This is a genomic window from Leifsonia sp. NCR5 (genome assembly GCF_002105485.1).
GTDB lineage: Bacteria > Actinomycetota > Actinomycetes > Actinomycetales > Microbacteriaceae > Leifsonia.
The window spans coordinates 69,508-93,465 of sequence record NZ_NCSR01000009.1 but is presented as its reverse complement, the minus strand read 5'-3'; the positions used below and the strand labels follow the sequence as shown (position 1 = coordinate 93,465).

The window sequence follows — 23,958 nt, the reverse complement described above, 5'->3', positions numbered from 1 at the left end:
GTCACCCTCCGCCGCAGCTACACGACGACCAGCGCCACCCGCCCATCCGGGATGCTCGCGGCCGTGAGGCGCACCCGCACGACCGTTCCCGGCAGCACGGAGTCCGGGCGCGGCATCGACGCGACCACCGCAGGGTCGGCCAGCTGCACGGTCATGTCGCCGTTCCGGATGGCCAGCACCGTCGCGTCGAACTCGTCGCCGATCCTGCCGCGGAGCAGGGCGGCCTCGACGCGATCGACGCTCGCCGCGCCCAGCTGCGCCGCGACGCGCGACGATGTCCCCATGATCGCGGGAAGTTCGCCGAGCGAGTCCGTCACCCATTCCGGCACCGGTCGCCCAGCGCTCAGCGCCTCGCAGATCACCAGCACCCACCGGTCCACGAGCCTGCGCAGGGGAGCGGTGGTGTGCGCATACGGAGCGGCGACCGCCGACTGCAGAGGGTCGGCGGGCGCCTCGCCTGCCATCACCACGTAGCCGGCCCCGCGGAACAGCCCGGTGGCCGCCTGCATCACCGCGAGAGCGCGCGGGTCCCCGTGGTCCAGGGTGCGCAGATACTCGCCGTACGACACGTCCTGTGGCCAGGGAAGGCCGAGTGCTGCCGTCTGCGCGCGGAACCCGGCGATCGCGTCGTCGGAGGGAGGCGGCATCGTTCGCAGGATGCCGACCCGCGCATCCAGCATCAGTCCGGCTGCGGCCATCCCGGTGAGCAGCGAGATCTGGGCGTTCCACTCCTCGACCGGCAGGGGAGCCCGGCGCTCGAGCGTGTACGCGCCGTCGCGGAACACGATCTCCTCGTCCGGCGCGTTCAGGCTGGCGCCTCCGCGCTCCCGCTCGCACTGGATGCGCAGCAGGCCCACCTCCTTGAGCAGCTGCAGTGTCTCCGGCCCTGAGCCGTCGTCGATCGCGGCCTGCGCCTCCGGATACGACCACTGGCGGCGCGACCGGATGGCGGCGCGGGCGACGGAGACGGAGACCTGGCGGCCGTCGGCATCCAGGGCCAGCTCCCAGACGTACGCACTGCGGTCCTCGCCGGCGAGCAGCGAACCGGCCTGCTCGCCGATGGCCGACGGGTGCAGCGGGATGCGGCCGTCCGCCGCGTAGATTGTCTGCCCGCGCTTGCGCGCCTCGTCGTCGACCGCCCCGCCGGGACGGACGAGCGCAGGCACGTCGGCGATCGCGTACCGCACCAGGAAACCGTTGCCTGCCCGCTCGATCTGCACAGCCTGGTCGAGGTCGGTCGAGCCCTCCGGGTCGATGGTGAGGAACTCGACCGCCGTCAGATCCCGGGAGGGGAGTCGCAAGCTGCCCGCCGCGGCCGCCGCTTCGTCCTCGACGGCGGCCGGGAAGCCGTCGGGGAGGTCGAGCGAGGTGCGCAGCGCAGCCAATGCCTCCGCGAGCTCGCTCTGGGCTGCTGAGGCGGTGACGTGCGTTCTGCGGTCGGGCATGCGGTCAGCCTATTCCGGCGGTGCGACACCGCCCCGTCCCCGCCGTCTAACATGGAACGGTGCCTACACGCCTGACGAACTACTTCCTCCGCACCCTCCGTGAAGACCCCTCCGACGCCGAGGTCACCAGCCACAGGCTGCTGGTTCGCGCCGGATACATCCGACGCCAGGCGCCGGGCATCTTCGCGTGGCTGCCGCTCGGCCTGCGCGTCAAGGGCAAGATCGAGGCCATCATCCGCGAGGAGATGTCGGCCGCGGGAGCGCACGAGGTGCACTTCCCCGCGCTGCTGCCGCGTGAGCCGTACGAGGTCACCGGCCGCTGGGAGGAGTACGGCGACGCGCTCTTCCGCCTGCAGGACCGCAAGGGCGCGGACTACCTGCTCGCGCCGACGCACGAAGAGGCGTTCACGCTGCTCGTGAAAGACCTGTACTCCAGCTACAAGGATCTGCCGCTGGCGATCTACCAGATCCAGGACAAGTACCGCGACGAGGCACGCCCCCGCGCCGGCCTCCTGCGCGGCCGCGAGTTCACGATGAAGGACGCGTACACCTTCGACTACACCGACGCCGGTCTCGACGCCAGCTACCAGGCTCAGCGGGATGCGTACGAGCGCATCTTCACCAGGCTCGGCCTCTCCTACGTGATCGTGCAGGCGGACGCCGGTGCGATGGGCGGTTCGCGCAGCGAGGAGTTCCTGCACCCGACCGTGGTCGGCGAGGATACCTTCGTGCGCTCGGAGGGCGGATACGCGGCCAACGTCGAGGCGTTCACCACGCTCGCCCCCGCCGCCCGCTCGTACGAGAAGCTGACGCCGCAGGAGGTGCTCGACACCCCGAACACGCCCACCATCCAGACGCTGGTGGATGTGGCCAACGAGAAGCACCCGAGGCCGGACGGCCGCGCCTGGACGGCGGCGGACACGCTCAAGAACGTGGTGCTCGCCGTGACCCACCTCGACGGGACGCGCGAGCTGGTCGTCGTCGGACTGCCCGGCGACCGCGAGGTCGAGCTGAAGCGCGCAGAGGTGGCGTTCGCGCCCGGTGAGGTCGAGCCGGCGACGGACGCCGACTTCCAGAAGCACCCCGGCCTGGTCAAGGGCTACATCGGCCCGTGGGGCGCCGACGGCCCTGTGCTCGGCGAGGAGTCCGCCACGGGCATCCGGTATCTGGTCGACCCGCGCGTCGTGGACGGCTCCGGCTGGATCACCGGTGCGAACATCGACGGCAAGCACGTCTTCGGGCTCGTCGCCGGCCGCGACTTCTCGTGGGACGGCACCGTCGAGGTCGCCGAGGTCAAGGAGGGCGACCCCGCCCCGGACGGCTCCGGCCCCGTCGAGCTGGCGCGCGGAATGGAGATCGGTCACGTCTTCCAGCTCGGCCGCAAGTACGCGGACGCGTTCGGCCTCAAGGTGCTGGACGAGAACGGCAAGCTCGTCACGGTCACGATGGGCTCGTACGGGATCGGCGTCACGCGCATCCTGGCGATCATCGCCGAGGAGAACAACGACGACAAGGGCCTGATCTGGCCGGAGTCCGTCGCGCCGTTCGACGTGCACGTCGTCGCCGCCGGCCGCGATCAGGTGGCGTTCGACGTGGCGGAGCAGGTGACGGCGACTCTCGAGGAGGCCGGCCTGGACGTGCTGTTCGACGACCGCCCCAAGGTCTCGCCCGGCGTGAAGTTCGGCGACGCCGAGCTGATCGGCGTCCCGCGGGTGCTGGTGGTCGGCCGCGGTGCTGCCGACGGCGAGGTCGAGCTCTGGAACCGCAGGACGGGCTCCCGCGAGACCCTGCCGATCGTGGACGCGCTGGCTGCGCTCACGGCGTAGCCGGCCGGAGCGGGGCGGCTAGAGCCGGATGGCGACGGCCCTGACACACCAGAACAGGCCATAGGCGATCAGGCCGATGGCGATCAGGATGAGCAGGAACACGCCGAACGGAAGCTGGGTGAGCGACTTCAGCGCGCCGTCGAGACCGCCGGCCTTGCTCGGATCCACGGTGATCGCCGCGTAGACGACGAGGCCGCCGACGATGCCGAGGGCGACGCCTTTGGAGATGTAGCCGACGCGGCCGAGGGTCGTGGTGATGCCCGCCAGCGCGTTCGGTGGGAGGCGGAGGCCGCGCTCGAACTTGTGCGTGATCCCGTTGACCAGGAAGCCGACGCCGACGCCGACGATCGCCAGGCCGATCGCCGCCAGCAGGAAGACGCCGCCGGGGACGGCGATCAGCTTCGAGCTCGCCGACTTCTCCGAAGCAGACGAGTTGGAGCCCCCACCGGATGCGATGCTGATCGCGGTCACGGCGAGCACCGCGTAGACGACGCCCTTGCTGATCTCGACGACCCGGGTGCCCGCCTTGTGCGCCACGACGGTCTGCAGGATCTGCCACAGTGCGAGCGCGATCAGGCCGACGATCACCGCCCACACCACGAACAGCCCGCCCGGCACGTCGACGAGCGCCTTCAGGGCGCCGGACTGGTCGGCCTTGCCGCTCCCGCCTGCACCGAAGGCGACAGCGAGCGCGATGGCGCCGATCAGGATGTGCAGGATGCCGATGGCCGCATTTCCGACTCTGGCGAGGACGCGGACGGCTGGGATGCGCTCGACGCGTCTGGCGGCAGACGTGGGGGAGGTCATGTTGGGAACGGTACCCCCGTTCCGGCCGGTCGGAACATCGGGTACCGTAGTTAGTCGAGTCCGTCGCGCAGAACGCGGCGGCGAGATCTGAATAGAGGAGGCCGGCATGGACATCGACCTCAGCGTCTTGCGTCTCATGGAACGCGAGCGAGAGATTCCCTTCGATGAGCTGGTGCAGATCATCGAGCAGGCGATTCTGACCGCCTACCTGAAGCACACCGATCAGGCCGACCACAAGCACGGGCACACCGAAGAGCCGCCGGCGGCCCGCGTGCACCTCGACCGCAAGACCGGTCACGTGTCCGTGTACGTCCCCGAGAAGGACGACGAGGGCAACATCGTCGGCGAGGCCGAGGACAGCCCGAGCGACTTCGGCCGCATCGCGGCGTTCGCCGCCAAGCAGGTCATCAACCAGCGGCTCCGCGACATCGCGGACGACGCCGTGCTCGGCGAGTTCCGTGGCAGGGAGGGCGACATCGTCGCCGGTGTCATCCAGCAGGGGCCGAACCCCCGGATGATCCACGTCGACCTCGGCAGCGTCGAGGCGATCCTGCCGCCCGAGGAGCAGGTGCCCGGCGAGGAGTACACCCACGGGTCGCGCATCCGGGTGTACGTGACGAGTGTCTCGAAGGGCCTCAAGGGCCCGCAGATCACCGTGTCGCGCACGCACCCCGCGCTCGTGCGCAAGCTGTTCGCACTCGAGGTGCCGGAGATCGCAAGCGGCGTCGTCGAGATCGTGTCCCTGGCCCGCGAGGCCGGTCACCGCACCAAGATCGCGGTGCGGGCCACGGAGCCGGGAGTGAACGCCAAGGGCGCGTGCATCGGCGAGCTCGGACAGCGCGTCCGCGCCGTGACGGCCGAGCTGAACAACGAGAAGATCGACATCGTCGACTACTCGCCCGACCTCGCCACGTTCGTGTCGAGCGCCCTGTCGCCCGCCAAGGTCACCAGCGCGTTCGTCATCGACGAATCGCTCAAGGCCGTCCGCGCTCTCGTGCCCGACTACCAGCTCTCGCTCGCCATCGGCAAGGAGGGCCAGAACGCCCGTCTCGCCGCGAAATTAACTGGAGCGAAGATCGACATCCAGCCCGACTCGATCCTGGACAAGGAGTAGTCGCGCCCGACCGGGGTTGTGCGCGGGTGTAGGATGGAACCTGTTAGAACGTGCGTCGGATGCCGTTCTGGCGCTCCCCGATCCTCACTTCTGAGGGTCGTCGCCCAGAACTCGAAACTCGTGGTGGACCATTCCGCCACGCTTCCCGGGCGAGGCGCGTGGCTGCATCCGGTCGTCGGGTGTCTCGACAAAGCCTTGCAGAGGCGCGCCTTCGGGCGGGCCTTGAAGGTCGACGGGATGCTCGATACGACGGCCATCCAGGCCGCACTTGAAGAGAACAGGCTGAACGGCACAGTGAACTCAAATGAGTGACAACTAATGAGCGGCTCGAAATGAGACCCGTCCGTAACTAACGGTCTGCCCTGCTAGGGGTAGACCCCCTAGACAGGAGAATTGTGGCTGCAAAACCACGCGTACACGAGGTCGCAAGCGAACTCGGAGTCGACAGCAAGGTCGCCCTTGCGAAACTGAAAGAGATGGGCGAGTTCGTCAAGGGACCGTCCTCCAGCATCGAACCGCCGGTGGCGCGCAAGCTTCGCGCTGCCCTCGAGGCGGAAGGCTTCACGGCCGACAAGGCTGCAGCGGCAGCACCGGAGCAGAAGGCGGCAGCGCCGAAGTCCTCCGCTCCCGCGCCGGGCGCTTCGCGTCCGTCGTCTGCTCCCAACCCGGGCGGCACCGCTCCCAAGCCGGCGGCCCCGCTGTCGGTGGCAGAGCGCCAGGCCCTCGCGGAGCAGAAGGCTGCCGCCGAGAAGGCTGAGGCCGACAAGGCCGCGGCAGACGCCAAGGCCCAGGCGGCGAAGGACGCCCCTGCGGCCTCCGCAGATGCCGCTGCGCCCGCAGCGCCGTCGGACGCCGTCAAGCCGAACACCGCTCGCCCGGCAGGCGGAAACGCCGCGAGCAGCAGCATCCCGCGCCCCGGCGCACCGCGTCCGGGCAACAACCCGTTCGCATCCAACCAGGGCATGGGCCAGCGCCCGAGCGCACCGCGTCCCGGCAACAACCCCTTCGCGAGCTCGCAGGGCATGGGCCAGCGCCCGTCGCCCGGCAACATCCCGCGCCCGACGCCTCCGCGTCCCGGTTCGCCGCGCCCCGGTGCCCCCGGAGCGGGCGGCAACCGTCCCGGCCAGCGTCCTGGCGGCGGTGGTGGAGGCCGTCCCGGCTTCCAGCAGCGTCCGGGTAGCGGCGGTGGTGCAGGAGCCGGTGCAGGTGCAGGTGGCTTCCAGCGTCCAGGCGGCGGCTTCGGCGGCCCGCGCCCGGCAGGTGGCGGCGGCGGTCGTGGTCGTGGACCGGGCGGTGGAACCGCTGGTGCCTTCGGTCGCGGTGGCGGCAAGAGCAAGGCCCGCAAGTCGAAGCGCGCCAAGAGGCAGGAATTCGAGCTGAGGGAAGCTCCGTCGCTGGGCGGCGTGAGCGTACCCCGTGGCGACGGCAACACCGTCGTCCGGCTGCGCCGCGGTGCATCCATCTCGGACTTCGCCGACAAGATCGATGCCAGCCCCGGCAACCTGGTCACCGTGCTGTTCCACCTCGGTGAGATGGCGACGGCGACCGAGTCCCTCGACGAGGCGACCTTCGGCGTGCTGGGCGAGGAGCTCGGCTACAAGGTTCAGATCGTCTCTCCGGAGGACGAGGACAAGGAGCTGCTCGAAGGCTTCGACATCGACCTCGACCAGGAGCTCGAGGACGAGACGGACGAAGACCTCGAGATCCGTCCGCCCGTCGTCACGGTCATGGGCCACGTCGACCACGGTAAGACCCGTCTTCTCGACGCGATCCGCAACGCGAACGTCGTCGCCGGCGAGGCCGGTGGCATCACCCAGCACATCGGTGCGTACCAGGTGTGGACGGAGCACGAGGGCATCGAACGTGCCATCACCTTCATCGACACCCCGGGTCACGAGGCGTTCACCGCCATGCGTGCCCGTGGTGCGCAGGTCACCGACATCGCGATCCTCGTGGTCGCGGCGGACGACGGCATCATGCCGCAGACCATCGAGGCGCTCAACCACGCCCAGGCGGCCGGCGTGCCGATCGTGGTCGCGGTGAACAAGATCGACAAGCCGGACGCCAACCCGGCCAAGGTGCGCCAGCAGCTCACCGAGTTCGGTCTGGTCGCCGAGGAGTACGGCGGAGACGTCATGTTCGTCGACGTGTCAGCGCGGAACGACATCGGTATCCAGGACCTCCTGGACGCCGTGCTGCTCACCGCGGATGCCGGGCTCGACCTGCGCTCCAACCCCAACAAGGATGCGCGCGGTATCGCGATCGAGGCCAAGCTCGACAAGGGCCGCGGTGCAGTCGCGACCGTGCTCATCCAGTCGGGAACGCTGCGCGTCGGAGACTCGATCGTCGCCGGTACGGCCTATGGCCGCGTCCGTGCGATGGTCGACGAGAACGGCGACGCCGTTCACGAGGCGTACCCGTCGCGTCCTGTGCAGGTGCAGGGTCTGTCCAGCGTTCCACGAGCAGGCGACACCTTCCTCGTCACCGAGGAGGACCGCACGGCCCGTCAGATCGCTGAGAAGCGTGAAGCGGCCGAGCGCAACGCCATGCTGGCGAAGTCGCGCAAGCGCATCTCGCTGGAAGACTTCACCCGTGCTCTGGAAGAGGGCAAGGTCGAGGCGCTCAACCTCATCATCAAGGGCGACGTGTCCGGTGCCGTGGAGGCGCTGGAGGAGTCGCTCATGAAGATCGAGGTCGACGACTCGGTCCAGCTCCGCATCCTGCACCGCGGCGTCGGCGCGATCACCGAGTCGGACATCGACCTGGCGACCATCGACAACGCGATCGTGATCGGCTTCAACGTCCGCCCGGACGTCAAGGCCCGCGAGCGTGCGGCCCGCGAGGGTGTGGATGTGCGCTTCTACTCGGTCATCTACAACGCGATCGACGACATCGAGAGCTCGCTCAAGGGCATGCTCAAGCCGGAGTTCGAAGAGGTCCAGTCCGGTGTCGCCGAGATCCGCGAGGTGTTCCGCTCCTCCAAGTTCGGCAACATCGCCGGTGTCATCGTCCGCTCCGGGACGATCACGCGCAACGCCAAGGCGCGCGTCATCCGCGACGGCGTCGTGGTCGGGGACAACCTGGCCATCGAGTCGCTGCGTCGCTTCAAGGACGACGTCACCGAGGTTCGGACGGACTTCGAGGCCGGTATCGGTCTCGGCAAGTTCAACGACATCCAGGTCGGCGACGAGATCGAGACGACCGAAATGCGGGAGAAGCCCCGCGCGTAGGTGTGGAAAGGAGGTCCGGAGGGTTCGCCCTCCGGGCCTCCTCCCATCCCGCTCGGTGCTATCAGGGCAGTGAAGGAGAGACAACATGGCTGACCCGGCACGCGCGAGGAAGCTCGCGGACAGAATCAAGGTCATCATCGCCAAGCGGCTCGAACGCGGCGTCCGCGACCCGCGCATGGGCTTCGTGACCATCACGGATGTGCAGGTGACAGGCGATCTGCAGCACGCGTCGGTCTTCTACACGGTCTACGGCACCGACGAGGAGCGCACGGACACCGCTGCGGCCCTCGCTGCGGCCACCGGGATGCTGCGCAGCGAGGTGGGCAAGAACATCACCGCCCGCCTGACGCCGTCGCTCGAGTTCATCCTGGATGCGATCCCGGAGAACGCGGCGCACATCGAAGACCTGCTGCGCGAGGCGCGCCAGCGCGACACCGAGGTGGCCGGCCTGGCCGCCGGTGCCGCATACGCGGGCGACGAGGACCCGTACGTCAAGCCCCGCGAAGACGACGACGAAGACTGACCCCGGTCTTCCGCCTTCCCAGACAATCGAGCCGGGACTTGTGTACGCACCGCTACGGCGTGTCGCGTACACAAGTCCCGGCTCGATTGCTGCGTGCCGCTGGGTCAGGGGAGGGTGTAGCCGCCTGGGGCGGTGACGGCGAGGCCGTCGGCGAGGAGGCCCGCCAGGGCGCGGTCGCGCTGGGCGGCGTCCGGCCAGAGGGACTCGAGTTCGGCGGCGGTCACCGGGATGTGCGAGGCGCGCAGCTCGGCCAGGATGCGTCCGCGCACCTGCCGATCGCTGCCCTCGTACTTCTTCTGCACGGCCTTCTTCGGGCCGGCGTACTCCGGGTATCCGGCCAGCCGCCATGCGCACACGTCGGCGAGCGGGCACACGTCGCAGCGCGGCGTCCTGGCCACGCAGACCAGCGCGCCGAGCTCCATCATGCCCGCGTTGAAGGCGGCGGCTGCTGCGCGCTCGGAGGGGAGCAGCGCCTCCATCGCCGCGAGGTCGCGTCTGCTCGGCGGAGGAGGCTCGCCCTGGCCGTCGACGGCGCGGGCGATCACGCGCCGGATGTTCGTGTCGACCACCGGGTGCCGGTCGCCGTACGCGAACACCGCGACGGCGCGCGCCGTGTAGTCGCCGATGCCGGGGAGCGCGAGCAGCGCATCCACGTCGTCGGGGACGACACCGCCGTGACGCTCGGTGATGGCGACGGCGCAGGCGTGCAGCCAGAGTGCGCGGCGCGGGTAGCCGAGCGACTGCCAGGCGCGCACGGCCTCGCCGGGCGGGACGGCGGCGAGGTCCGCCGGCGTCGGCCAGCGGGTCAGCCACTCCTCGAGCCGAGGGATGACGCGGTTCACCGGGGTCTGCTGCAGCATGAACTCGCTGACCAGGGTGCCCCAGGCGGTGAATCCGTCGCGGCGCCACGGCAGGTCGCGACGGTTGGCATGGAACCAGTCGATGACGGAGGCGGAGAACGAGTCCTGAGCATCCACCATCGTTCCAGCGTAATCGGTGCGCGCGCGGCTTAGGCTCGTGCCATGAAGCTTCCACCGACGCCGCGCGTCCTGTTCCTCCGCGAACTGGTGGGCGAGGTGACGCGCAGTTATGGGCACGGCCGGACGATGGTGGCGGTGGACGGAGTGACGGACACCGCGCCGTTCGCCGACGACCTCGCCGAGGTGTTCCGCGAGGCGGGCTACGACACGTTCCGCGCGTCGATGACCGACTTCCACCGCCCGCGCGCCGACCGCACCAGGCTCGGGCCGGAGTCGGCACTCGACTACTACCGCGGCTCGTTCGACTACGTGACCTTCCGGCGGGTGCTCATCGACCCGTTCCGGATGGCGGGCAGCACCGGGTTCCAGACGGCGGCGTTCGACGAGCGCCGGGATGTGCCGATGGAGAGCCGCTGGGAGACGAGCGGCCAGGATGCGGTGCTCGTGGTCGACGGCGAGTTCCTGCTGCGGCCGGAGCTGCGCGGGATCTGGCACTACTCCGTCGCGCTGGTGAACACGCCGCAGGACGCGATCTACGAGAACGACGCGGAGCCGCGGATGTGGGCGAGCGCGCTGGTGGACGACAGCGACCCCGAGCTGCCGCGGAGGGTGTTCGCGGACAGCTGCTAGACGACCGCGCGCATCCGGTCGACGACCACGGCGGGCTCGATGAACGCGCGCGTGCGCTCCACCTCGTGCACCAGGTCGACGATGGCGGCGTTGATCGGCGCCTCCCTGCCCAGGTCGTGGGCTTCGCCGACGATGGCGCCGTTGAGGTAGTCGATCTCGGTCAGCTGGCCGCGCCGGATGCTCTGCAGCGTCGACCCGGGGTTGGGGGTTGCGCCCATCCTGCGCTTCATCATGAGCGGAACGAGCTGGCCCGCCCAGAGCGGGGAGACGGCGACGAACCGCAGGATGCCGTTGCTGAGCCCCTGGATGCTGCCGTAGTGGATGCCGCGGTCGAAGCCGACTCGCACCGCCTCGCGCATGCTGGCGGTGACGATGCGGCGGAGCCGGCGGTCGCCGAGCGAGTCCTGGGCGCTCAGGCCGGTGATGGCGGGCATGGCGTTGATCTGGTTGACGATGAGCTTGGTCCACTGGGCGCCGTCGAAGTTCTCGACGGCGAAGGCCGGCATCGCGGCGTCGAGGACACGGGTGGCGAAGACCGCGGCCTCCGGCGGCTCTCCGCTTCCGGCCCCGATGTACGTGTTCGCCGCCGTGGTCACGGTGACCCGGCCGGGGGAGAGGTAGCTGGCCGCGTAGAGGGCGAGGGCGCCGACGCACTGCGAGTCCGGGAGCATCGTCATGGCCTGGCGCAGCCCGGTCAGGCCGTTCTGCACCACGACGACCGGGATGCCGCCGAGCAGGTGCTGGTTCTCGCGGAGGGCGGCGGCCGCATCCTGGGCCTTCGTGCAGAGGAAGGCGAGTTCGGGCTGGGTGCGCAGCACCTCGTCAGCGGCCACCTGCGCGGTGTGCGAGCCCCACGCGCCGTCGAGACGCAGTCCGCTTTCGCGGATGGCGGCGAGCTGGGTGCCGCGCGCGGTGACCTCCACCTGGTGGCCGACGCGGTCGAGCAGGGCTGCGATGGTGCCGCCGATGGCTCCCGCTCCGATGACGCCGATCCGCATCCCCCCACCCTAGCCGCGCGGCAGGGGAGGAGGGATGCGGTGCGACCGGATGCGGTCAGTCGACCAGTGCTGCCGCCTGCGGGGAGCCTTCGGCCGCCGCCGCCTCCGCGAGCTCGGTCTCCGCATCCTGGTGGCCGCGGCGGCGGATGCCCGACGGCAGGGCCAGCGAGATGATCGCGGCCACTCCGAGCACTCCGGCGCCGACCCAGATGGCCGGGATGGCGGCATCCACGTAGCCGGTGGGGGTCAGCGATCCGCCCGCCCCCGTGAACACGGCGGTGAGCACGGCGATGCCGAGGGCGACGCCGATCTCCCGGAGGGTGGAGTTGGTGCCGGACGCCTTCGCGTGGTCCTCGGCCTTCATATTGGCGAGCACGGCGGTGGAGCTGGGGGCGAAGACCAGGCCCATGCCGATGCCGGCGAGGGCGAACGGCGGCCACATGGCCGAGTATTCGAGATCGGCGGACAGGGTGAGCGCGATCCAGGCCATCGCGACCGTGAGCAGGACCAGGCCGACGAGGATCGGCAGCCGGGTGCCTGTCCGGCCGGAGACGAGGCCGGTGAGTGGCGCGACCACCATCGGGGCGAGGGTCCACGGCATGGTCATCACACCGGCTTCGAGGGGCGTGTGGCCCTGCACCACCTGCAGGAACTGGATCAGGATGAAGACCGCCCCGAAGATCCCGAAGCTGAACGTCACGCCGACCAGGTTGGCCACGGTGAAGCTGCGGTCGCGGAACAGGCGCAGCGGCAGCAGCGGCGCGGAGGCGCGGCCCTCCCAGAAGACGAACGCCGCGAGCAGCACGGCGCCGGCGATCAGGGAGCCGAGCACCTCGAAACTGTCCCAGCCCGCGTCGTTGCCGCGCACGATCCCGAACACGATCCCGAGGACGCCTGGGCCGGCGAGCAGCAGGCCGACGATGTCCGCCCGGACGCGCTGGCCGAAGCTGTTCGGCAGGGCGGCGAGCACGAGGGGCACGGCGATGACGCCGAGCGGGACGTTCAGCCAGAAGATGGCCTGCCAGTTCCAGCCCTGCACGACGGCGCCGCCGATCAGCGGTCCCGTCGCGACGCCGAGGCCCGCGATGCCTCCCCAGATGCCGATGGCGGCCGGGCGCATCCTGACGCTGACGCTTCCGGCCAGGAGGGTGAGGGACAGCGGCATGAGAGCTGCTGCTCCGACGCCCTGCACGGCCCGGGCCAGGATGAGCATCCAGGGTTCCGTGGCGAGGGCGCTCGCCGCCGAGGCGAGGGTGAAGACGGCGATGCCGCTGAGGAACACGGTGCGGCGTCCGAACCGGTCGCCGAGGGCCACCGCCATGAGCATGAGGGTGGCGAAGCTGAGCGTGTATGCGTTGATGACCCACTGCAGTTCCTCGATGGAGGCGCTGAGGTCTTTGGCGATCACCGGCAGGGCGCTGGTGACGACGAGGTTGTCGAGGGTCGCCATGAACATCGGGAGCGATGCGGCGACGACGGCCAGCCAGATCGGGATGCGGCGGGCGGTGGAGGGGGACGACATGGCGGCACATCCTGTCGAAGTCACGGGAATGTTGTTATCGGATGATTACAACAAGACCGAGATTAGTAATCGACTGATAACCTGTCAAGCGTGACCGACAAAATCAGTGAGCGCATTCCGGCGGAGGAGCGCAGAGAGCAGATCCTCGCCGCCGCCAGCCTCGTCTTCGGGGAACGCGGATACGTCGGCGCCACCACCGACCAGATCGCCAAGGCGGCCGGCATCAGCCAGCCGTACGTCGTGCGGATGTTCGGCAGCAAGGAGAACCTCTTCGTCGAGGTGCTCTCGCGCGCCCTCGGCAAACTGCTCGTGACGTTCGAAGAGACCATCGCGGGCTGGAAGGCCGACGGCTCGCCCGACGACCAGATCGGCCGGCTGCTCGGCACGGCGTACGTCAACCTGATCGAGGACCGCGGGCTGCTGCTGTCGCTGATGCAGGCGTTCAGCATGGGCCACGACCCCGTCATCGGCGAGCAGGCCAGGCAGGGCTTCATCGCCATCTACACGATGCTGCGCGACGAGGCGGGCTTCGAACCGGAGCGCGTGCGTTCCTTCCTGGCGGAGGGGATGCTGCTGAACACGCTGCTCGGACTCCGACTCCCCGAGAAGTACGGGATCGACGAGGCGGCGACGGAGCTCCTCGAGTGCACGTTCCAGACCAAGCTGCAGCTGGTGCTCGACGTCGTCGGCACGCGAAGCGCCGAGAAGAGCGCATGACGGGCTCCGGCATCCTGCTCGTCGACAAGCCGCAGGGCTGGACGAGCCACGACATCGTCGCGCGCACCAGGAGGCTCGCGGGCACCCGCAAGGTGGGCCACGCCGGCACCCTCGACCCGATGGCCACCGGCCTGCTGATCGTCGGCCTCAACTCGTCCACGCGGCTGCTGACGTACATCGTCGGCACCGACAAGGAGTACCTCGCGACCATCCGGCTCGGCCAGAGCACCACGACGGACGACGCGGAGGGCGACATCGTCGACGAGGCGCCCCAGGATGCGGTCTCCGCGGTCACCGACGACGCCATCCGGTCCGGCATCGCCGACCTCACCGGCGAGATCGAGCAGGTTCCGAGCTCGGTCAGTGCGATCAAGGTCGACGGCAAGCGCGCGTATGCGCGGGTGCGGGCGGGGGAGGAGATCGTGCTGCAGGCGCGGCCGGTCACCGTCTCGGAGTTCGAGCTGCTCGCCACGCGGCGGCTGCCCGCCGCCATCGACCTCGACGTGCGGGTGGTCTGCTCGTCCGGCACGTACATCCGGTCGCTCGCCCGCGACCTGGGTGCCGCGCTCGGCGTCGGCGGGCACCTCACGGCGCTGCGGCGCACGCGGGTGGGCTCGTTCAGCGTGGAGGACGCGCGTCCCATCGAAGCCCTCGACGTCGCCTCGGCGCTCGTTCCGGCCGCCGAGGCCGCCACGACGCTGTTCGAGCGGTTCGACCTGACGGAGCAGCAGGCCATCGACCTGACCCACGGGAAACGCATCCACGTCGCGGACAGGGAGAATGGGGGAGGCGAACCGCTCGCGGCCATCGCACCGACCGGACACCTGGTGGGACTCATCGAGTTCCGCGGAAAGGAAGCAAGAACCCTCGTGAACTTCCCGACAGACGAGATCGCGACCGCATGATCGAGTGGTTCACGGCGACGCAGGTGATCGTCGCCGCCGTCGCAGGCGTGCTCTGCATCGTGCTCGGACTGGCCGGACGGGTGCCCGGCGACCTCAGCATGGGCGCCGTCGCGCTGGTCGAGGTGCTGCTCATCGCCCAGCTGATCGTGACCATCGTCGCCCCGGCGGTGGGCAACGAGCCGAGCGGCAGCCTGCCCGAGTTCTACATCTACCTGATCTCCGCGCTCATCCTGCCGCCCGCCGGAGCCTTCTGGGCCCTGATCGAGCGCAACAGGTGGTCGACAGTGATCCTGGGCGGCGTGTGCCTCGCCATCGCGGTGATGGTGTACCGGATGGGGCAGATCTGGTTCGTGCAGGGAGCCTGAGCCAGCGCGAATAGAATCGTAGGCGATGTCACACCACACCATGTCCGCGCGCGAACACCCGGAGAGCCCCACCGCCAGGCGGCGGATCACCGGCATCGGGCGTGTGCTCGTCTTCGTCTATGGAGTCCTCGCCCTCGCGGCGACTGGACGCAGCGTCTTCCAGATCATCGACCGCTTCCACGAGGCGCCGGTCGCGTTCACCCTCTCGGCGCTCGCCGCCGTCGTCTACATCGTGGCCACCGTCGCGCTGATCGCGCCGGGCGTGGCCTGGTACCGGGTGGCCTGGATCACCATCACCTTCGAGCTGGTGGGCGTGCTCGTGATCGGCTCGCTCAGCCTCTTCGCACCTGCGGCCCTCGGCTTGCACGACATCGACCCGTTCGGCAGGGATGCGACCGTCTGGTCGGTCTACGGCATGGGCTACCTGTTCATCCCGCTCGTCCTGCCGATCCTCGGGCTGATCTACCTGCGCGGGCACAAGCCGCGCCCGGCCGCATCGTGAAGGTCTTCCGGTCCGTTCAGGAGGTGCCGGACGGCTTCGGCCCGAGTGCGGTGACCATCGGCAAATTCGACGGGGTGCACACCGGCCACCGCGCGGTGATCGCGCGGCTCTGCGAGGTCGCGGCCTCCGGAGGGCTCACGCCGACGGTCATCACCTTCGACAGGAACCCACTGGAGCTTCTCGCGCCGGAGAAGTGCCCGACGGCGCTGGTCAGCGTCGAGCAGAAGCTCGACCTGCTCGCGGGCACGGGTGTCGAGGCGACGCTGATCGTGCCGTTCGACCGTGCGCTGGCCGACCTCAGCCCCGAGGAGTTCGTGCAGCACATCCTGGTGGACAGGCTGCACGCCGCCGCCGTGCTGGTCGGAAGCGACTTCCGGTTCGGCAAGCGCGGCGCCGGCGACGTGGAGATGCTGCGCGCGTTCGGCGAGACCTACGGCTTCGTCGTGCACCTCATCGACGACGTGCGCCCGGAGCACGGACGCCGCGTCTCCTCCACCTGGATCCGCGAACTGCTCGCCGACGGCGACGTGGCGCACGCGGGCGAACTGCTCGGCCACATCCCGACCCTGCGCGGCGTCGTGGTGCACGGGGCGAAGCGCGGCAGGGAGCTCGGCTTCCCGACGGCGAACCTGTCGCCGGAGTCGGAGGGGCTTATCCCGGCGGACGGCGTGTACGCGGGCTGGCTGACCGACGGCGGCGAACGGTACCCTGCCGCCATCTCGGTCGGCAACAACCCGACGTTCGAGGGCGTCCCGCAGAAGCAGGTCGAGGCGTACGTGCTCGACCGCGACCTCGACCTGTACGACCACCACGTCGAGATTTCGTTCGTCGAACGCATCAGGGGCATGGTCGCGTATGCGGGCATCGAGCCGCTGATCGCCCAGATCGCGGACGATGTCGCCAGGGCCAGGAGCATCCTGCAGCCCGAGAACGCCAACTGATGACGGAACTCCCCGCCAGGCCCCTGTGGCATGGCCGCGCCATCGCGCTCATCGGCATCCTGCTCGTCGCCAGCAACCTGCGCACGGCCGTCGCCGCCCTGTCGCCGATCTTCTCGGAGATCCGCACGGAGTTCGCGGTCACCAGCGTCGGCGTCGGGCTGCTCGGGATGCTCCCGCCCATCTTCTTCGCGCTGTTCGGCCTGCTCGCGCCGTCGCTGACCCGCAAGGCGAGCCTCGAGGGCGTGCTGATCGCGGCGCTCGGCGTGATGCTGCTCGGGCACGTCCTGCGGGCGACGGCCGGCTCGTTCGCCATGCTCGCCATCGGCTCCGCCGTGACCTTCGCGGGGATGGGTGTCGGCAACGTGCTGCTGCCCCCTCTGGTGAAGCGGTACTTCCCGGACAGGATCGGGCTGGTCACGTCGCTGTACGCGACCGTGATGTCGGTGAGCACGCTGCTGCCTCCGCTGGTCGCGGTGCCGGTGGCCGACGCATCCAACTGGCACGTCTCCGTGGGGATGTGGGGCGTGGTGAGCCTGCTGGCGATCCTGCCGTGGCTGCGCATCATCCTGACCAGGCGACCGGTGCATCCGGAGCACGACGTCGAGGTGGAGGGCGCTGAGCCCGGGATGCTGGGCAAGGTGTGGCACGCGCCGCTCGCCTGGGCGATGGCCGTGGTGTTCGCGGCGTCCAGCCTGAACGCGTACGCGATGTTCGCCTGGCTGCCGGAGATCCTGCACGACGTGGCCGGCTCGACGCCGGTGGAGGCTGGCGCGCTTCTCTCGTTGTACGCGGGCATGGGCATCCCGGCCGGGCTGCTGGTGCCGCTGCTGGCCGCCAGAATGCGCAACGTCGCCCTGCTGCTCTACGCGGGCGTTGCGTTCTTCGTGCTCGGCTATCTGGGCCTGATCATCGCGCCGGGCACGGCGACCTGGCTGTGGGTGGTGTTCGCCGGTCTCGGGCCGTTGCTGTTCCCGCTCTGCCTCGTGCTGATCAACGTGCGCACGCGCACGCACGAGGGCTCGGTCGCGCTCAGCGGCTTCACGCAGGGCCTCGGCTACACGCTCGGTGCGCTCGGCCCGCTCGCGGTCGGTGTGCTGCACCAGCTCACCGGCGACTGGACAGCGGCCCTCATCGTCCTCATCGGCACCGCGCTCGCTGCCGCCCTCGCCGGCACCGTCGTCGCCCGCCCGCACACCCTCGAAGACCACTTCCGCCCATAAAAATCGAGTCCGAAGTTGTTCACGCCCCTACTCGGCGTGTCGCGTGAATAGGTTCGGACTCGATTGTCAGGGGAGGAGGTGGGCGCGGTGGATGAGCGCGGCCGCGCCGATGAGCGGGCCCTCGGAGGAGAGGGCCGAGGGGATGATGCGCACCTTTCGCACGTACGGGAAGTAGTGGTTCTCGATGACGCGGCGCATGTGGTCGAACAGGTCGGGCGTCGAGTGCGAGAAGCCGCCGCCGATGGCGACGAGCTCGAGGTCGAGCAGGGCGGTCGCCGACGCGATGGCGCGGCCGACGGCCTCTCCGGTGCGCGCGATGGCCTGGTGGGCCACCTCGTCGCCCGCCGCGTACGCCGCCGCCAGTTCCTCGCCCGTGTTCCCGGTGAAGCCGTGGCGACGAGCCCAGGCGACGGTGTGCGGGCCCGAGGCGATTGCTTCGAGGGCGCTCGGGTTGCCGAACGTGTCCTCTCCGACCAGCTCTCCCACCTCAACGTGCCCGATGTGGCCGGCGTTGCCCGTCGGGCCGGTGATCACGCGGCCGCCAACGATGAGGCCGCCGCCGATGCCGGTCGAGACGACCATGCCCATCACGTTGTCGACGCCCTGTGCCGCTCCGACCCAGTGCTCGGCGAGCGTGATCGCCACGCCGTCCATCTCGAGCGTCACCGGGATGTCGAGCCCGGCGTCAGCGATGACGCCGGCGATGAAGTCGCGCATCGGGTAGTCGCGCCAGTGCGGGACGTTCAGCGGGGACACCAGGCCCCGGATGCGGTCGATCGGCCCGGCGCAGCCGATTCCCGCTCCGATGAGCGTCGCGCCGGCGGGCACGGAGGCGATGGCGTCGCGGACGACGCCGCCCACCGAGGCCTCGAGGTCGGCGACGGTCGCCGTGCGGCCCGTCGGGCGGCGGAAGCGGGACAATTCGAGCAGGCGACCGTCCGCATCGACGATGGCTGCTTCGACTTTGGTTCCGCCGAAGTCGACGGCGAGGGCGAGGGGAGTTGGCACGACCTTTACCCTAAACGAAACCGCCCGCGCTCATATGAGCAACATCCGCGCAACCGTTGCTCAGACGCGCATCCGGTTCCTAAGCTGGAACCGTGGCCATGAACGACACCGATGAGATTCTCGCCGTCAAAGCCGCTGAGCTGTACTACGAGGCGGGCAAAACCCAGGACGAGATCGGTCTCGCCCTCAGTGTCAGCCGCTGGAAGGTGGGACGGCTGCTCGTCGCAGCGCGCGAGCACGGCTTCGTGCGCATCGAGATCGTGCACCCGAGCGCCAGGCGGTTCTCGCTCGAACGCGAGCTGTGCGGCTTCTACGACCTGCAGGACGCCGTGGTCGTGCCGTCCCTCGACTCCGACTCGGACGTGCAGGCGCGCGTCGCGCAGGCCGCCGCCGACTACCTGACCACCCTGCGCCCCGTTCCCCGCACGCTCGGCGTGAGCTGGGGACGCACCCTGCACGCGGTGGCGGCGCGGCTGCGCCCCGGCTGGGCCGTCGGCGTCAACCCCGTGCAGATCAACGGCAGCGTGTCCAGCACCCGGCAGGCGACAGCGGCGGCGGACACCGCCGTCGTGATCGCCCGCAAGGCGCAGGGCACGGCCACCCTCCTGCCCAGCCCCGCCATCTTCGAGCACGCCGCCACCCGGCGCGCCATCGAGGCCGACCGCTCGGTGCAGAGCGTGCTGGCGCTGGCGAGGAGCGCCTCCGCGTACCTGTTCAGCGCGGGCGTGGTCGACACCAGCTCCGTGCACGTCGACTCCGGCTACCTGACCGCCGACGACGTCGCCTCCCTCGCCGCGAAGGGCGCCGTCGGAGACGTGGTCGGCCGGTTCATCACCGAGGACGGCCAGGTCGCCGATCCGGAGCTCGACGGAAGGACCCTCGGCATCTCGCTCGACGAGCTCCGCGCCGCGCGCACCAGCATCGCCGTGATCGCGGGGGAGACCAAGCACAGGGTGGCGCACGCGATCGTGTCCAGCGGGCTGTGCAGCACGATCATCACCGACGAATCCACCGCGAACCATCTGCTCGGCCGCTCAGCGGCCAGCTGAAAGAAGGAGTGACGTGACCATCGAAACGACGCCGCCCGTGCGAACCCTCGCACCGGCGGCCAGGGCCGTGGAGGTGCTCGGGGGCGACTTCACCGAAGCCTCCCTGCGCCGCTACCTGAACGGCATCCCCGGGGTCGACGCCGTCGGCCTCGAGCAGCGTGCCGCCGGGCTCGGAACGCGCTCCATCAAGACCACCAGCAAGGCCTGGGCGCTCGACAAGATCATCGAGCTCATCGACCTGACCACCCTCGAAGGCGCTGACACGCCCGGCAAGGTGCGCTCGCTCGTCGCGAAGGCGCTCACGCCGGACCCGAGCGACCTCACCGCTCCCCGGCCGGCCGCCGTCTGCGTGTACGGCGACATGGTGCCGTACGCGGTGGAGGCGCTCGGCGCATCCCATGCCGGACGCTCCGGCGGTGCCCCAGGCAGCGTGAACGTGGCCGCCGTGGCGACCGCGTTCCCGAGCGGGCGCGCATCCCTCGCCGTGAAGCTGGCGGACACGGCGGACGCCGTCGCCGCCGGTGCGGACGAGATCGACATGGTGATCGACCGCGGGGCGTTCCTCTCCGGGCGGTACGGGCTCGTCTTCGACGAGATCGTCGCCGTGAAGGAAGCCTGCCGCCGCGCAGACGGCAGCTACGCCCACCTCAAGGTGATCCTGGAGACCGGCGAGCTGAACACGTACGACAACGTGCGCCGCGCATCCTGGCTGGCGATCCTCGCCGGAGGAGACTTCATCAAGACGTCCACCGGCAAGGTGTCCCCGGCGGCGACGCTGCCCGTCACGCTGCTGATGCTGGAGGTCGTGCGCGACTGGCACAAGCTCACCGGCGAGGAGATCGGCGTGAAGCCGGCCGGCGGCATCCGGTCGTCGAAGGACGCCATCAAGTATCTGGTGACGGTCGCGGAGACGGTGGGCGAGCACTGGCTGCAGCCGCACCTGTTCCGGTTCGGAGCGTCCAGCCTGCTCAACGACGTGCTGCTGCAGCGTCAGAAGCTGAGCACCGGCCACTACTCCGGCGCCGACTACGTCACGATCGACTGACCAGCAGAGACCGAAGGCAGAACAATGAGTTTCCTCGAATACGCACCAGCGCCGGAGTCCAGGGCCATCCTGAACCTGCGCGACCAGTACGGCCTCTTCATCGACGGCGAGTTCGTCGAGGGCAACGGCACCCCGTTCCAGACCATCTCCCCGGCGACGGAGGAGCGCATCGCGACCATCGCGACGGCCAACGCCGCCGACGTGGATGCTGCCGTCGCCGCCGCGCGCCGGTCGTACGAGCGCGTGTGGTCGAAGATGAGCGGCAGCGACCGCGGCAAGTACCTGTTCCGCATCGCGCGCCTCGTCCAGGAGCGCGCCCGCGAACTCGCGGTGGCGGAGAGCCTCGACAACGGCAAGCCGATCAAGGAGAGCAGGGATGTGGACGTCCCGCTCGTCGCCGCCTGGTTCTTCTACTACGCGGGATGGGCGGACAAGCTCGACCACGCCGGTCTCGGCCCCGCACCGCGCGCGCTCGGCGTCGCCGCCCAGGTGATCCCGTGGAACTTCCCGCTGCTGATGCTCGCCTGGAAGATCGCCCCCGCGCTGGCGGCGGGCAACACCGTCGTGCTGAAGCCGGCGGAGACCACCCCGCTGACCGCGCTCCTGTTCGCCGAGATCGTGCAGCAGGCCGGCCTCCCCGCCGGCGTCGTCAACATCGTCACCGGTGCGGGCGAGACCGGTCGCGACCTGGTCAACCACCCGGATGTGAACAAGGTCGCCTTCACCGGCTCCACCGCGGTCGGCAGGGAGATCGCCCGCGCCGTCGCCGGAACCGACAAGAAGCTGACCCTCGAACTCGGCGGCAAGGCGGCGAACATCGTCTTCGACGACGCCCCGATCGACCAGGCCGTCGAGGGCATCGTCAACGGCATCTTCTTCAACCAGGGTCACGTCTGCTGCGCAGGCAGCCGCCTGCTGGTGCAGGAGAGCATCCACGACGAGGTCGTCGACCGCCTGAAGAGCCGCCTGTCGACACTGCGCCTCGGCGACCCGCTCGACAAGAACACCGACATCGGCGCGATCAACAGCGCGGAGCAGCTGCAGCGCATCCGGGAGCTGTCCGACATCGGGGAGGCGGAGGGGGCTGACCGCTGGACGGCCGACTGCGCCATCCCGGAGAACGGGTTCTGGTTCGCGCCGACGATCTTCGACAACGTCTCCACCAGCCACCGGATCGCCCGCGAGGAGATCTTCGGACCGGTGCTCTCCGTGCTCACCTTCCGCACGCCCGCCGAGGCCATCGCGAAGGCGAACAACACCCCGTACGGCCTGTCCGCCGGCATCTGGAGCGACAAGGGCAGCCGGATCCTGGCCGTGGCGGACAAGCTGCGCGCCGGTGTGATCTGGGCGAACACGTTCAACAGGTTCGACCCGGCCAGCCCGTTCGGTGGATACAAGGAATCCGGCTACGGCCGCGAGGGCGGTCGCCACGGGCTCGCCGCGTACCTGACGCCCGGCCGCGCGCTCGGCGGCTCGTCCGCCGCGGCGCTGACCTCCGCATCCACCACGACCCGCAAGGGAGCGAAGAAATGAGCCGCCTGACCGTGCCGAAGACCTACAAGCTCTACATCGGCGGCAAGTTCCCGCGCAGCGAGTCCGGTCGCACGTACGAGGTCGTCTCCGCGAAGGGCGCCTTCCTGGCCAACGCGGCGAAGGCGTCCCGCAAGGACGCCCGGGATGCCGTGGTCGCCGCCCGCGGAGCGCTCAGCGGCTGGGCGGGCGCCACCGCGTACAACCGCGGCCAGGTGCTCTACCGCATCGCCGAACTGATGGAGGGCCGTCGCGCCCAGTTCGTCGACGAGGTGCAGCAGACGGAGGGCGTCTCCGCCGCCGTCGCCGGCGCGCAGGTGGACGAGGCGATCGACCGCTGGGTCTGGTACGCGGGCTGGGCGGACAAGTTCGCGCAGGTCGTCGGAAACGCCAACCCGGTCGCCGGTCCGTACTTCAACATCTCGGTGCCGGAGCCCACCGGCGTGGTCGCGATCGTCGCCCCGCAGGACACCGGGCTGCTCGGCTTCGTGAGCGCCGTCGCCCCCGCGCTGGTGGCGGGCAATACGGTGGTCGTGGTGGCGAGCGAGCGCTTCCCGCTGTCCGCGATCAGCCTGAGCGAGGTGCTCGCGACGAGCGATGTGCCCGGCGGTGTGGTGAACATCCTGACCGGCTCCCCGGCCGAGATCGCACCGTGGCTCGCCTCGCACGCCGACGTCAACGCGCTCGACCTGGTCGGCGCGGGCGGCCTCGAGTGGATCGACCTGCAGATCGCGGCGGCCGACACGCTGAAGCGCGTCCTCGCCCCGGAGAACGGTCCGGATGCGGCAGCTCCGTCGCTCGACAGGATCGCGTTCTTCACCGAGACGAAGACGGTCTGGCACACCAAGTCGCTGATCTGATCCCGACCGTTCCGAGCATCCACGAGGGGTGTACCGCAGCCCTGCGCAGCGGTACACCCCTCGCGCCTTTGCGCATCATGGGGGAGGATGAAGGAAAGACTTAGGAGGTCCGGATGACGGATCAGGGGATGTCGGGTATGGGTCCGACCGCCCTCGTCGGAGACAGTCTCACGCAGGGCGGCGACTGGCAGGCGTGGATGCCGGGGGAGACCATCTACAACTTCGGGGTCGGGGGAGACACCACGGACGACGTGGTGGCCCGTCTGTGGGATGTGATCAACGCGCAGCCCACCGTCGTGGTGCTGCTGATCGGCACGAACGACCTCGCCTGGCGGCGCTCGGTCGAGCACATCGTGCGCAACGTGGAGACCATCCTGGTCACGCTGCGCAGGGAACTGCAGGAGACGCGCATCCTGGTGCAGTCGGTGCTGCCGCGCGGCCACGAGTTCGCGGACCAGATCCGCGACATCAACCGCCACCTGTGGCAGTTCGCGCCCACCGTGCACGCACAGTGGCTCGACCTGTGGCCCGCTCTGGCGCTGGAGGACGGCGAACTGAACCCCGCATACAGCGAGGACCGCCTGCACCTCAACGACGACGGATACCGCGTCTGGCTGAACGAACTGGTGCCCGCCCTGGAACGCCTGCGCCAGCAGCCGCCGACCAGCCGCGCGATCACGCTGCCGGACCTGGGCGGGGCGGCCTGACCCAAGCCATCGAGTCCGAAGTTGTCCACGCCCC

Annotated in this window: 23 protein-coding genes; 17 read left to right on the top strand and 6 right to left on the bottom strand. The window is 69.8% G+C overall.

What is annotated here, in order from left to right; genetic code table 11:
* Positions 1–17: 17 nt before the first annotated feature.
* The gene (locus B7438_RS09650) at positions 18–1,445 is read right to left on the bottom strand and encodes an RNB domain-containing ribonuclease (protein WP_085369339.1); all 1,428 of its coding nucleotides are present in this window, start codon (positions 1,443–1,445) and stop codon (positions 18–20) included.
* 59 nt (positions 1,446–1,504) lie between these two features.
* On the opposite strand from B7438_RS09650, the gene B7438_RS09645 reads away from it, so the two are divergent.
* Positions 1,505–3,271, top strand: coding sequence for a proline--tRNA ligase (locus tag B7438_RS09645; protein ID WP_179150774.1), 1,767 nt, complete (start codon positions 1,505–1,507; stop codon positions 3,269–3,271).
* Positions 3,272–3,289: 18 nt separating this feature from the next.
* Here B7438_RS09645 and B7438_RS09640 read toward each other — a convergent pair whose 3' ends face one another.
* Complete coding sequence (locus B7438_RS09640) at positions 3,290–4,078, bottom strand: DUF1206 domain-containing protein (protein ID WP_085369338.1); 789 nt, start codon at positions 4,076–4,078, stop codon at positions 3,290–3,292.
* A 106-nt stretch (positions 4,079–4,184) separates the two neighbouring features.
* Here B7438_RS09640 and nusA point away from each other — a divergent pair, with 106 nt between their 5' ends.
* The 4 genes from nusA (at position 4,185) to rbfA (ending at position 8,945) form a co-directional block, all read left to right on the top strand.
* Complete coding sequence (nusA, locus tag B7438_RS09635) at positions 4,185–5,192, top strand: transcription termination factor NusA (protein ID WP_085369337.1); 1,008 nt, start codon at positions 4,185–4,187, stop codon at positions 5,190–5,192.
* A 33-nt stretch (positions 5,193–5,225) separates the two neighbouring features.
* Positions 5,226–5,504, top strand: coding sequence for a YlxR family protein (locus B7438_RS09630; RefSeq protein ID WP_085369402.1), 279 nt, complete (start codon positions 5,226–5,228; stop codon positions 5,502–5,504).
* 83 nt (positions 5,505–5,587) lie between these two features.
* Positions 5,588–8,422, top strand: coding sequence for a translation initiation factor IF-2 (infB, locus tag B7438_RS09625; RefSeq protein WP_085369336.1), 2,835 nt, complete (start codon positions 5,588–5,590; stop codon positions 8,420–8,422).
* 85 nt (positions 8,423–8,507) lie between these two features.
* Positions 8,508–8,945, top strand: coding sequence for a 30S ribosome-binding factor RbfA (gene rbfA, locus B7438_RS09620; protein WP_085369335.1), 438 nt, complete (start codon positions 8,508–8,510; stop codon positions 8,943–8,945).
* A gap of 104 nt (positions 8,946–9,049) precedes the next feature.
* Here the strand turns inward: rbfA and B7438_RS09615 are convergent, their stop codons facing one another.
* Positions 9,050–9,925, bottom strand: a complete 876-nt coding sequence (locus B7438_RS09615; RefSeq protein WP_085369334.1) for an A/G-specific adenine glycosylase — start codon at positions 9,923–9,925, stop codon at positions 9,050–9,052.
* 42 nt (positions 9,926–9,967) lie between these two features.
* Here B7438_RS09615 and B7438_RS09610 point away from each other — a divergent pair, with 42 nt between their 5' ends.
* Entirely contained in the window at positions 9,968–10,555 is a 588-nt protein-coding gene (locus B7438_RS09610; protein WP_085369333.1) for a hypothetical protein, read from the top strand.
* Here B7438_RS09610 and B7438_RS09605 read toward each other — a convergent pair.
* Complete coding sequence (locus B7438_RS09605) at positions 10,552–11,553, bottom strand: ketopantoate reductase family protein (RefSeq protein ID WP_085369332.1); 1,002 nt, start codon at positions 11,551–11,553, stop codon at positions 10,552–10,554. The two genes, B7438_RS09610 and B7438_RS09605, sit on opposite strands and share 4 nt — an antisense overlap.
* Positions 11,554–11,608: 55 nt before the next feature.
* A complete protein-coding gene (locus B7438_RS09600) occupies positions 11,609–13,075 on the bottom strand; it encodes a DHA2 family efflux MFS transporter permease subunit (protein ID WP_085369331.1) in 1,467 nt (488 codons plus the stop codon).
* 90 nt (positions 13,076–13,165) lie between these two features.
* Here B7438_RS09600 and B7438_RS09595 point away from each other — a divergent pair, with 90 nt between their 5' ends.
* The 6 genes from B7438_RS09595 to B7438_RS09570 are packed head-to-tail and all read left to right on the top strand — an operon-like array spanning position 13,166 to position 17,725.
* Positions 13,166–13,792 carry a TetR/AcrR family transcriptional regulator gene (locus B7438_RS09595; protein ID WP_085369330.1) on the top strand — a complete coding sequence of 209 codons (627 nt, stop codon included), beginning with the start codon at positions 13,166–13,168 and terminating at the stop codon, positions 13,790–13,792.
* Positions 13,789–14,697: a tRNA pseudouridine(55) synthase TruB gene (gene truB / locus B7438_RS09590; protein ID WP_085369329.1), complete on the top strand. Its 909-nt coding sequence runs from the start codon at positions 13,789–13,791 to the stop codon at positions 14,695–14,697. Before B7438_RS09595 ends, truB begins: the two co-directional genes overlap by 4 nt.
* The gene (locus B7438_RS09585; protein WP_085369328.1) at positions 14,694–15,062 is read left to right on the top strand and encodes a hypothetical protein; all 369 of its coding nucleotides are present in this window, start codon (positions 14,694–14,696) and stop codon (positions 15,060–15,062) included. Before truB ends, B7438_RS09585 begins: the two co-directional genes overlap by 4 nt.
* A 25-nt stretch (positions 15,063–15,087) precedes the next feature.
* Positions 15,088–15,564 (top strand): hypothetical protein, encoded by a 477-nt coding sequence (locus tag B7438_RS09580; RefSeq protein WP_085369327.1) that lies wholly within the window; start codon positions 15,088–15,090, stop codon positions 15,562–15,564.
* Entirely contained in the window at positions 15,561–16,505 is a 945-nt protein-coding gene (locus B7438_RS09575) for a bifunctional riboflavin kinase/FAD synthetase (protein WP_085369326.1), read from the top strand. The genes B7438_RS09580 and B7438_RS09575 overlap by 4 nt, the downstream gene beginning before the upstream one ends.
* Positions 16,505–17,725, top strand: a complete 1,221-nt coding sequence (locus B7438_RS09570; RefSeq protein WP_085369325.1) for a CynX/NimT family MFS transporter — start codon at positions 16,505–16,507, stop codon at positions 17,723–17,725. The genes B7438_RS09575 and B7438_RS09570 overlap by 1 nt, the downstream gene beginning before the upstream one ends.
* A gap of 66 nt (positions 17,726–17,791) precedes the next feature.
* On the opposite strand, the gene B7438_RS09565 is transcribed toward B7438_RS09570, so the two are convergent.
* Positions 17,792–18,733 carry an ROK family protein gene (locus B7438_RS09565; RefSeq protein ID WP_085369324.1) on the bottom strand — a complete coding sequence of 314 codons (942 nt, stop codon included), beginning with the start codon at positions 18,731–18,733 and terminating at the stop codon, positions 17,792–17,794.
* Between the two features lie 98 nt (positions 18,734–18,831).
* Here B7438_RS09565 and B7438_RS09560 point away from each other — a divergent pair, with 98 nt between their 5' ends.
* The 5 genes from B7438_RS09560 to B7438_RS09540 all read left to right on the top strand — a co-directional run bounded on the left by B7438_RS09560 (position 18,832) and on the right by B7438_RS09540 (position 23,924).
* The gene (locus B7438_RS09560; protein ID WP_168690811.1) at positions 18,832–19,782 is read left to right on the top strand and encodes a sugar-binding transcriptional regulator; all 951 of its coding nucleotides are present in this window, start codon (positions 18,832–18,834) and stop codon (positions 19,780–19,782) included.
* A 13-nt stretch (positions 19,783–19,795) separates the two neighbouring features.
* Complete coding sequence (deoC, locus tag B7438_RS09555; RefSeq protein ID WP_085369322.1) at positions 19,796–20,827, top strand: deoxyribose-phosphate aldolase; 1,032 nt, start codon at positions 19,796–19,798, stop codon at positions 20,825–20,827.
* 24 nt (positions 20,828–20,851) lie between these two features.
* The gene (locus B7438_RS09550; RefSeq protein WP_085369321.1) at positions 20,852–22,360 is read left to right on the top strand and encodes an aldehyde dehydrogenase family protein; all 1,509 of its coding nucleotides are present in this window, start codon (positions 20,852–20,854) and stop codon (positions 22,358–22,360) included.
* Positions 22,357–23,217 carry an aldehyde dehydrogenase gene (locus B7438_RS09545; protein WP_085369320.1) on the top strand — a complete coding sequence of 287 codons (861 nt, stop codon included), beginning with the start codon at positions 22,357–22,359 and terminating at the stop codon, positions 23,215–23,217. Before B7438_RS09550 ends, B7438_RS09545 begins: the two co-directional genes overlap by 4 nt.
* A gap of 113 nt (positions 23,218–23,330) precedes the next feature.
* The gene (locus tag B7438_RS09540) at positions 23,331–23,924 is read left to right on the top strand and encodes a GDSL-type esterase/lipase family protein (protein ID WP_085369319.1); all 594 of its coding nucleotides are present in this window, start codon (positions 23,331–23,333) and stop codon (positions 23,922–23,924) included.
* Positions 23,925–23,958 lie beyond the last annotated feature (34 nt).

What these genes read in the sequence shown, in the direction of transcription:
- B7438_RS09650 (WP_085369339.1), bottom strand. Translation starts at nt 1,445, where the DNA reads ATGCCCGACCGCAGAACGCACGTCACCGCCTCAGCAGCCCAGAGCGAG.
- B7438_RS09640 (WP_085369338.1), bottom strand. Translation starts at nt 4,078, where the DNA reads ATGACCTCCCCCACGTCTGCCGCCAGACGCGTCGAGCGCATCCCAGCC.
- nusA (WP_085369337.1), top strand. Translation starts at nt 4,185, where the DNA reads ATGGACATCGACCTCAGCGTCTTGCGTCTCATGGAACGCGAGCGAGAG.
- B7438_RS09630 (WP_085369402.1), top strand. Translation starts at nt 5,226, where the DNA reads ATGGAACCTGTTAGAACGTGCGTCGGATGCCGTTCTGGCGCTCCCCGA.
- rbfA (WP_085369335.1), top strand. Translation starts at nt 8,508, where the DNA reads ATGGCTGACCCGGCACGCGCGAGGAAGCTCGCGGACAGAATCAAGGTC.
- B7438_RS09615 (WP_085369334.1), bottom strand. Translation starts at nt 9,925, where the DNA reads ATGGTGGATGCTCAGGACTCGTTCTCCGCCTCCGTCATCGACTGGTTC.
- B7438_RS09610 (WP_085369333.1), top strand. Translation starts at nt 9,968, where the DNA reads ATGAAGCTTCCACCGACGCCGCGCGTCCTGTTCCTCCGCGAACTGGTG.
- B7438_RS09605 (WP_085369332.1), bottom strand. Translation starts at nt 11,553, where the DNA reads ATGCGGATCGGCGTCATCGGAGCGGGAGCCATCGGCGGCACCATCGCA.
- B7438_RS09600 (WP_085369331.1), bottom strand. Translation starts at nt 13,075, where the DNA reads ATGTCGTCCCCCTCCACCGCCCGCCGCATCCCGATCTGGCTGGCCGTC.
- truB (WP_085369329.1), top strand. Translation starts at nt 13,789, where the DNA reads ATGACGGGCTCCGGCATCCTGCTCGTCGACAAGCCGCAGGGCTGGACG.
- B7438_RS09585 (WP_085369328.1), top strand. Translation starts at nt 14,694, where the DNA reads ATGATCGAGTGGTTCACGGCGACGCAGGTGATCGTCGCCGCCGTCGCA.
- B7438_RS09580 (WP_085369327.1), top strand. Translation starts at nt 15,088, where the DNA reads ATGTCACACCACACCATGTCCGCGCGCGAACACCCGGAGAGCCCCACC.
- B7438_RS09570 (WP_085369325.1), top strand. Translation starts at nt 16,505, where the DNA reads ATGACGGAACTCCCCGCCAGGCCCCTGTGGCATGGCCGCGCCATCGCG.
- B7438_RS09560 (WP_168690811.1), top strand. Translation starts at nt 18,832, where the DNA reads ATGAACGACACCGATGAGATTCTCGCCGTCAAAGCCGCTGAGCTGTAC.
- B7438_RS09550 (WP_085369321.1), top strand. Translation starts at nt 20,852, where the DNA reads ATGAGTTTCCTCGAATACGCACCAGCGCCGGAGTCCAGGGCCATCCTG.
- B7438_RS09545 (WP_085369320.1), top strand. Translation starts at nt 22,357, where the DNA reads ATGAGCCGCCTGACCGTGCCGAAGACCTACAAGCTCTACATCGGCGGC.
- B7438_RS09540 (WP_085369319.1), top strand. Translation starts at nt 23,331, where the DNA reads ATGACGGATCAGGGGATGTCGGGTATGGGTCCGACCGCCCTCGTCGGA.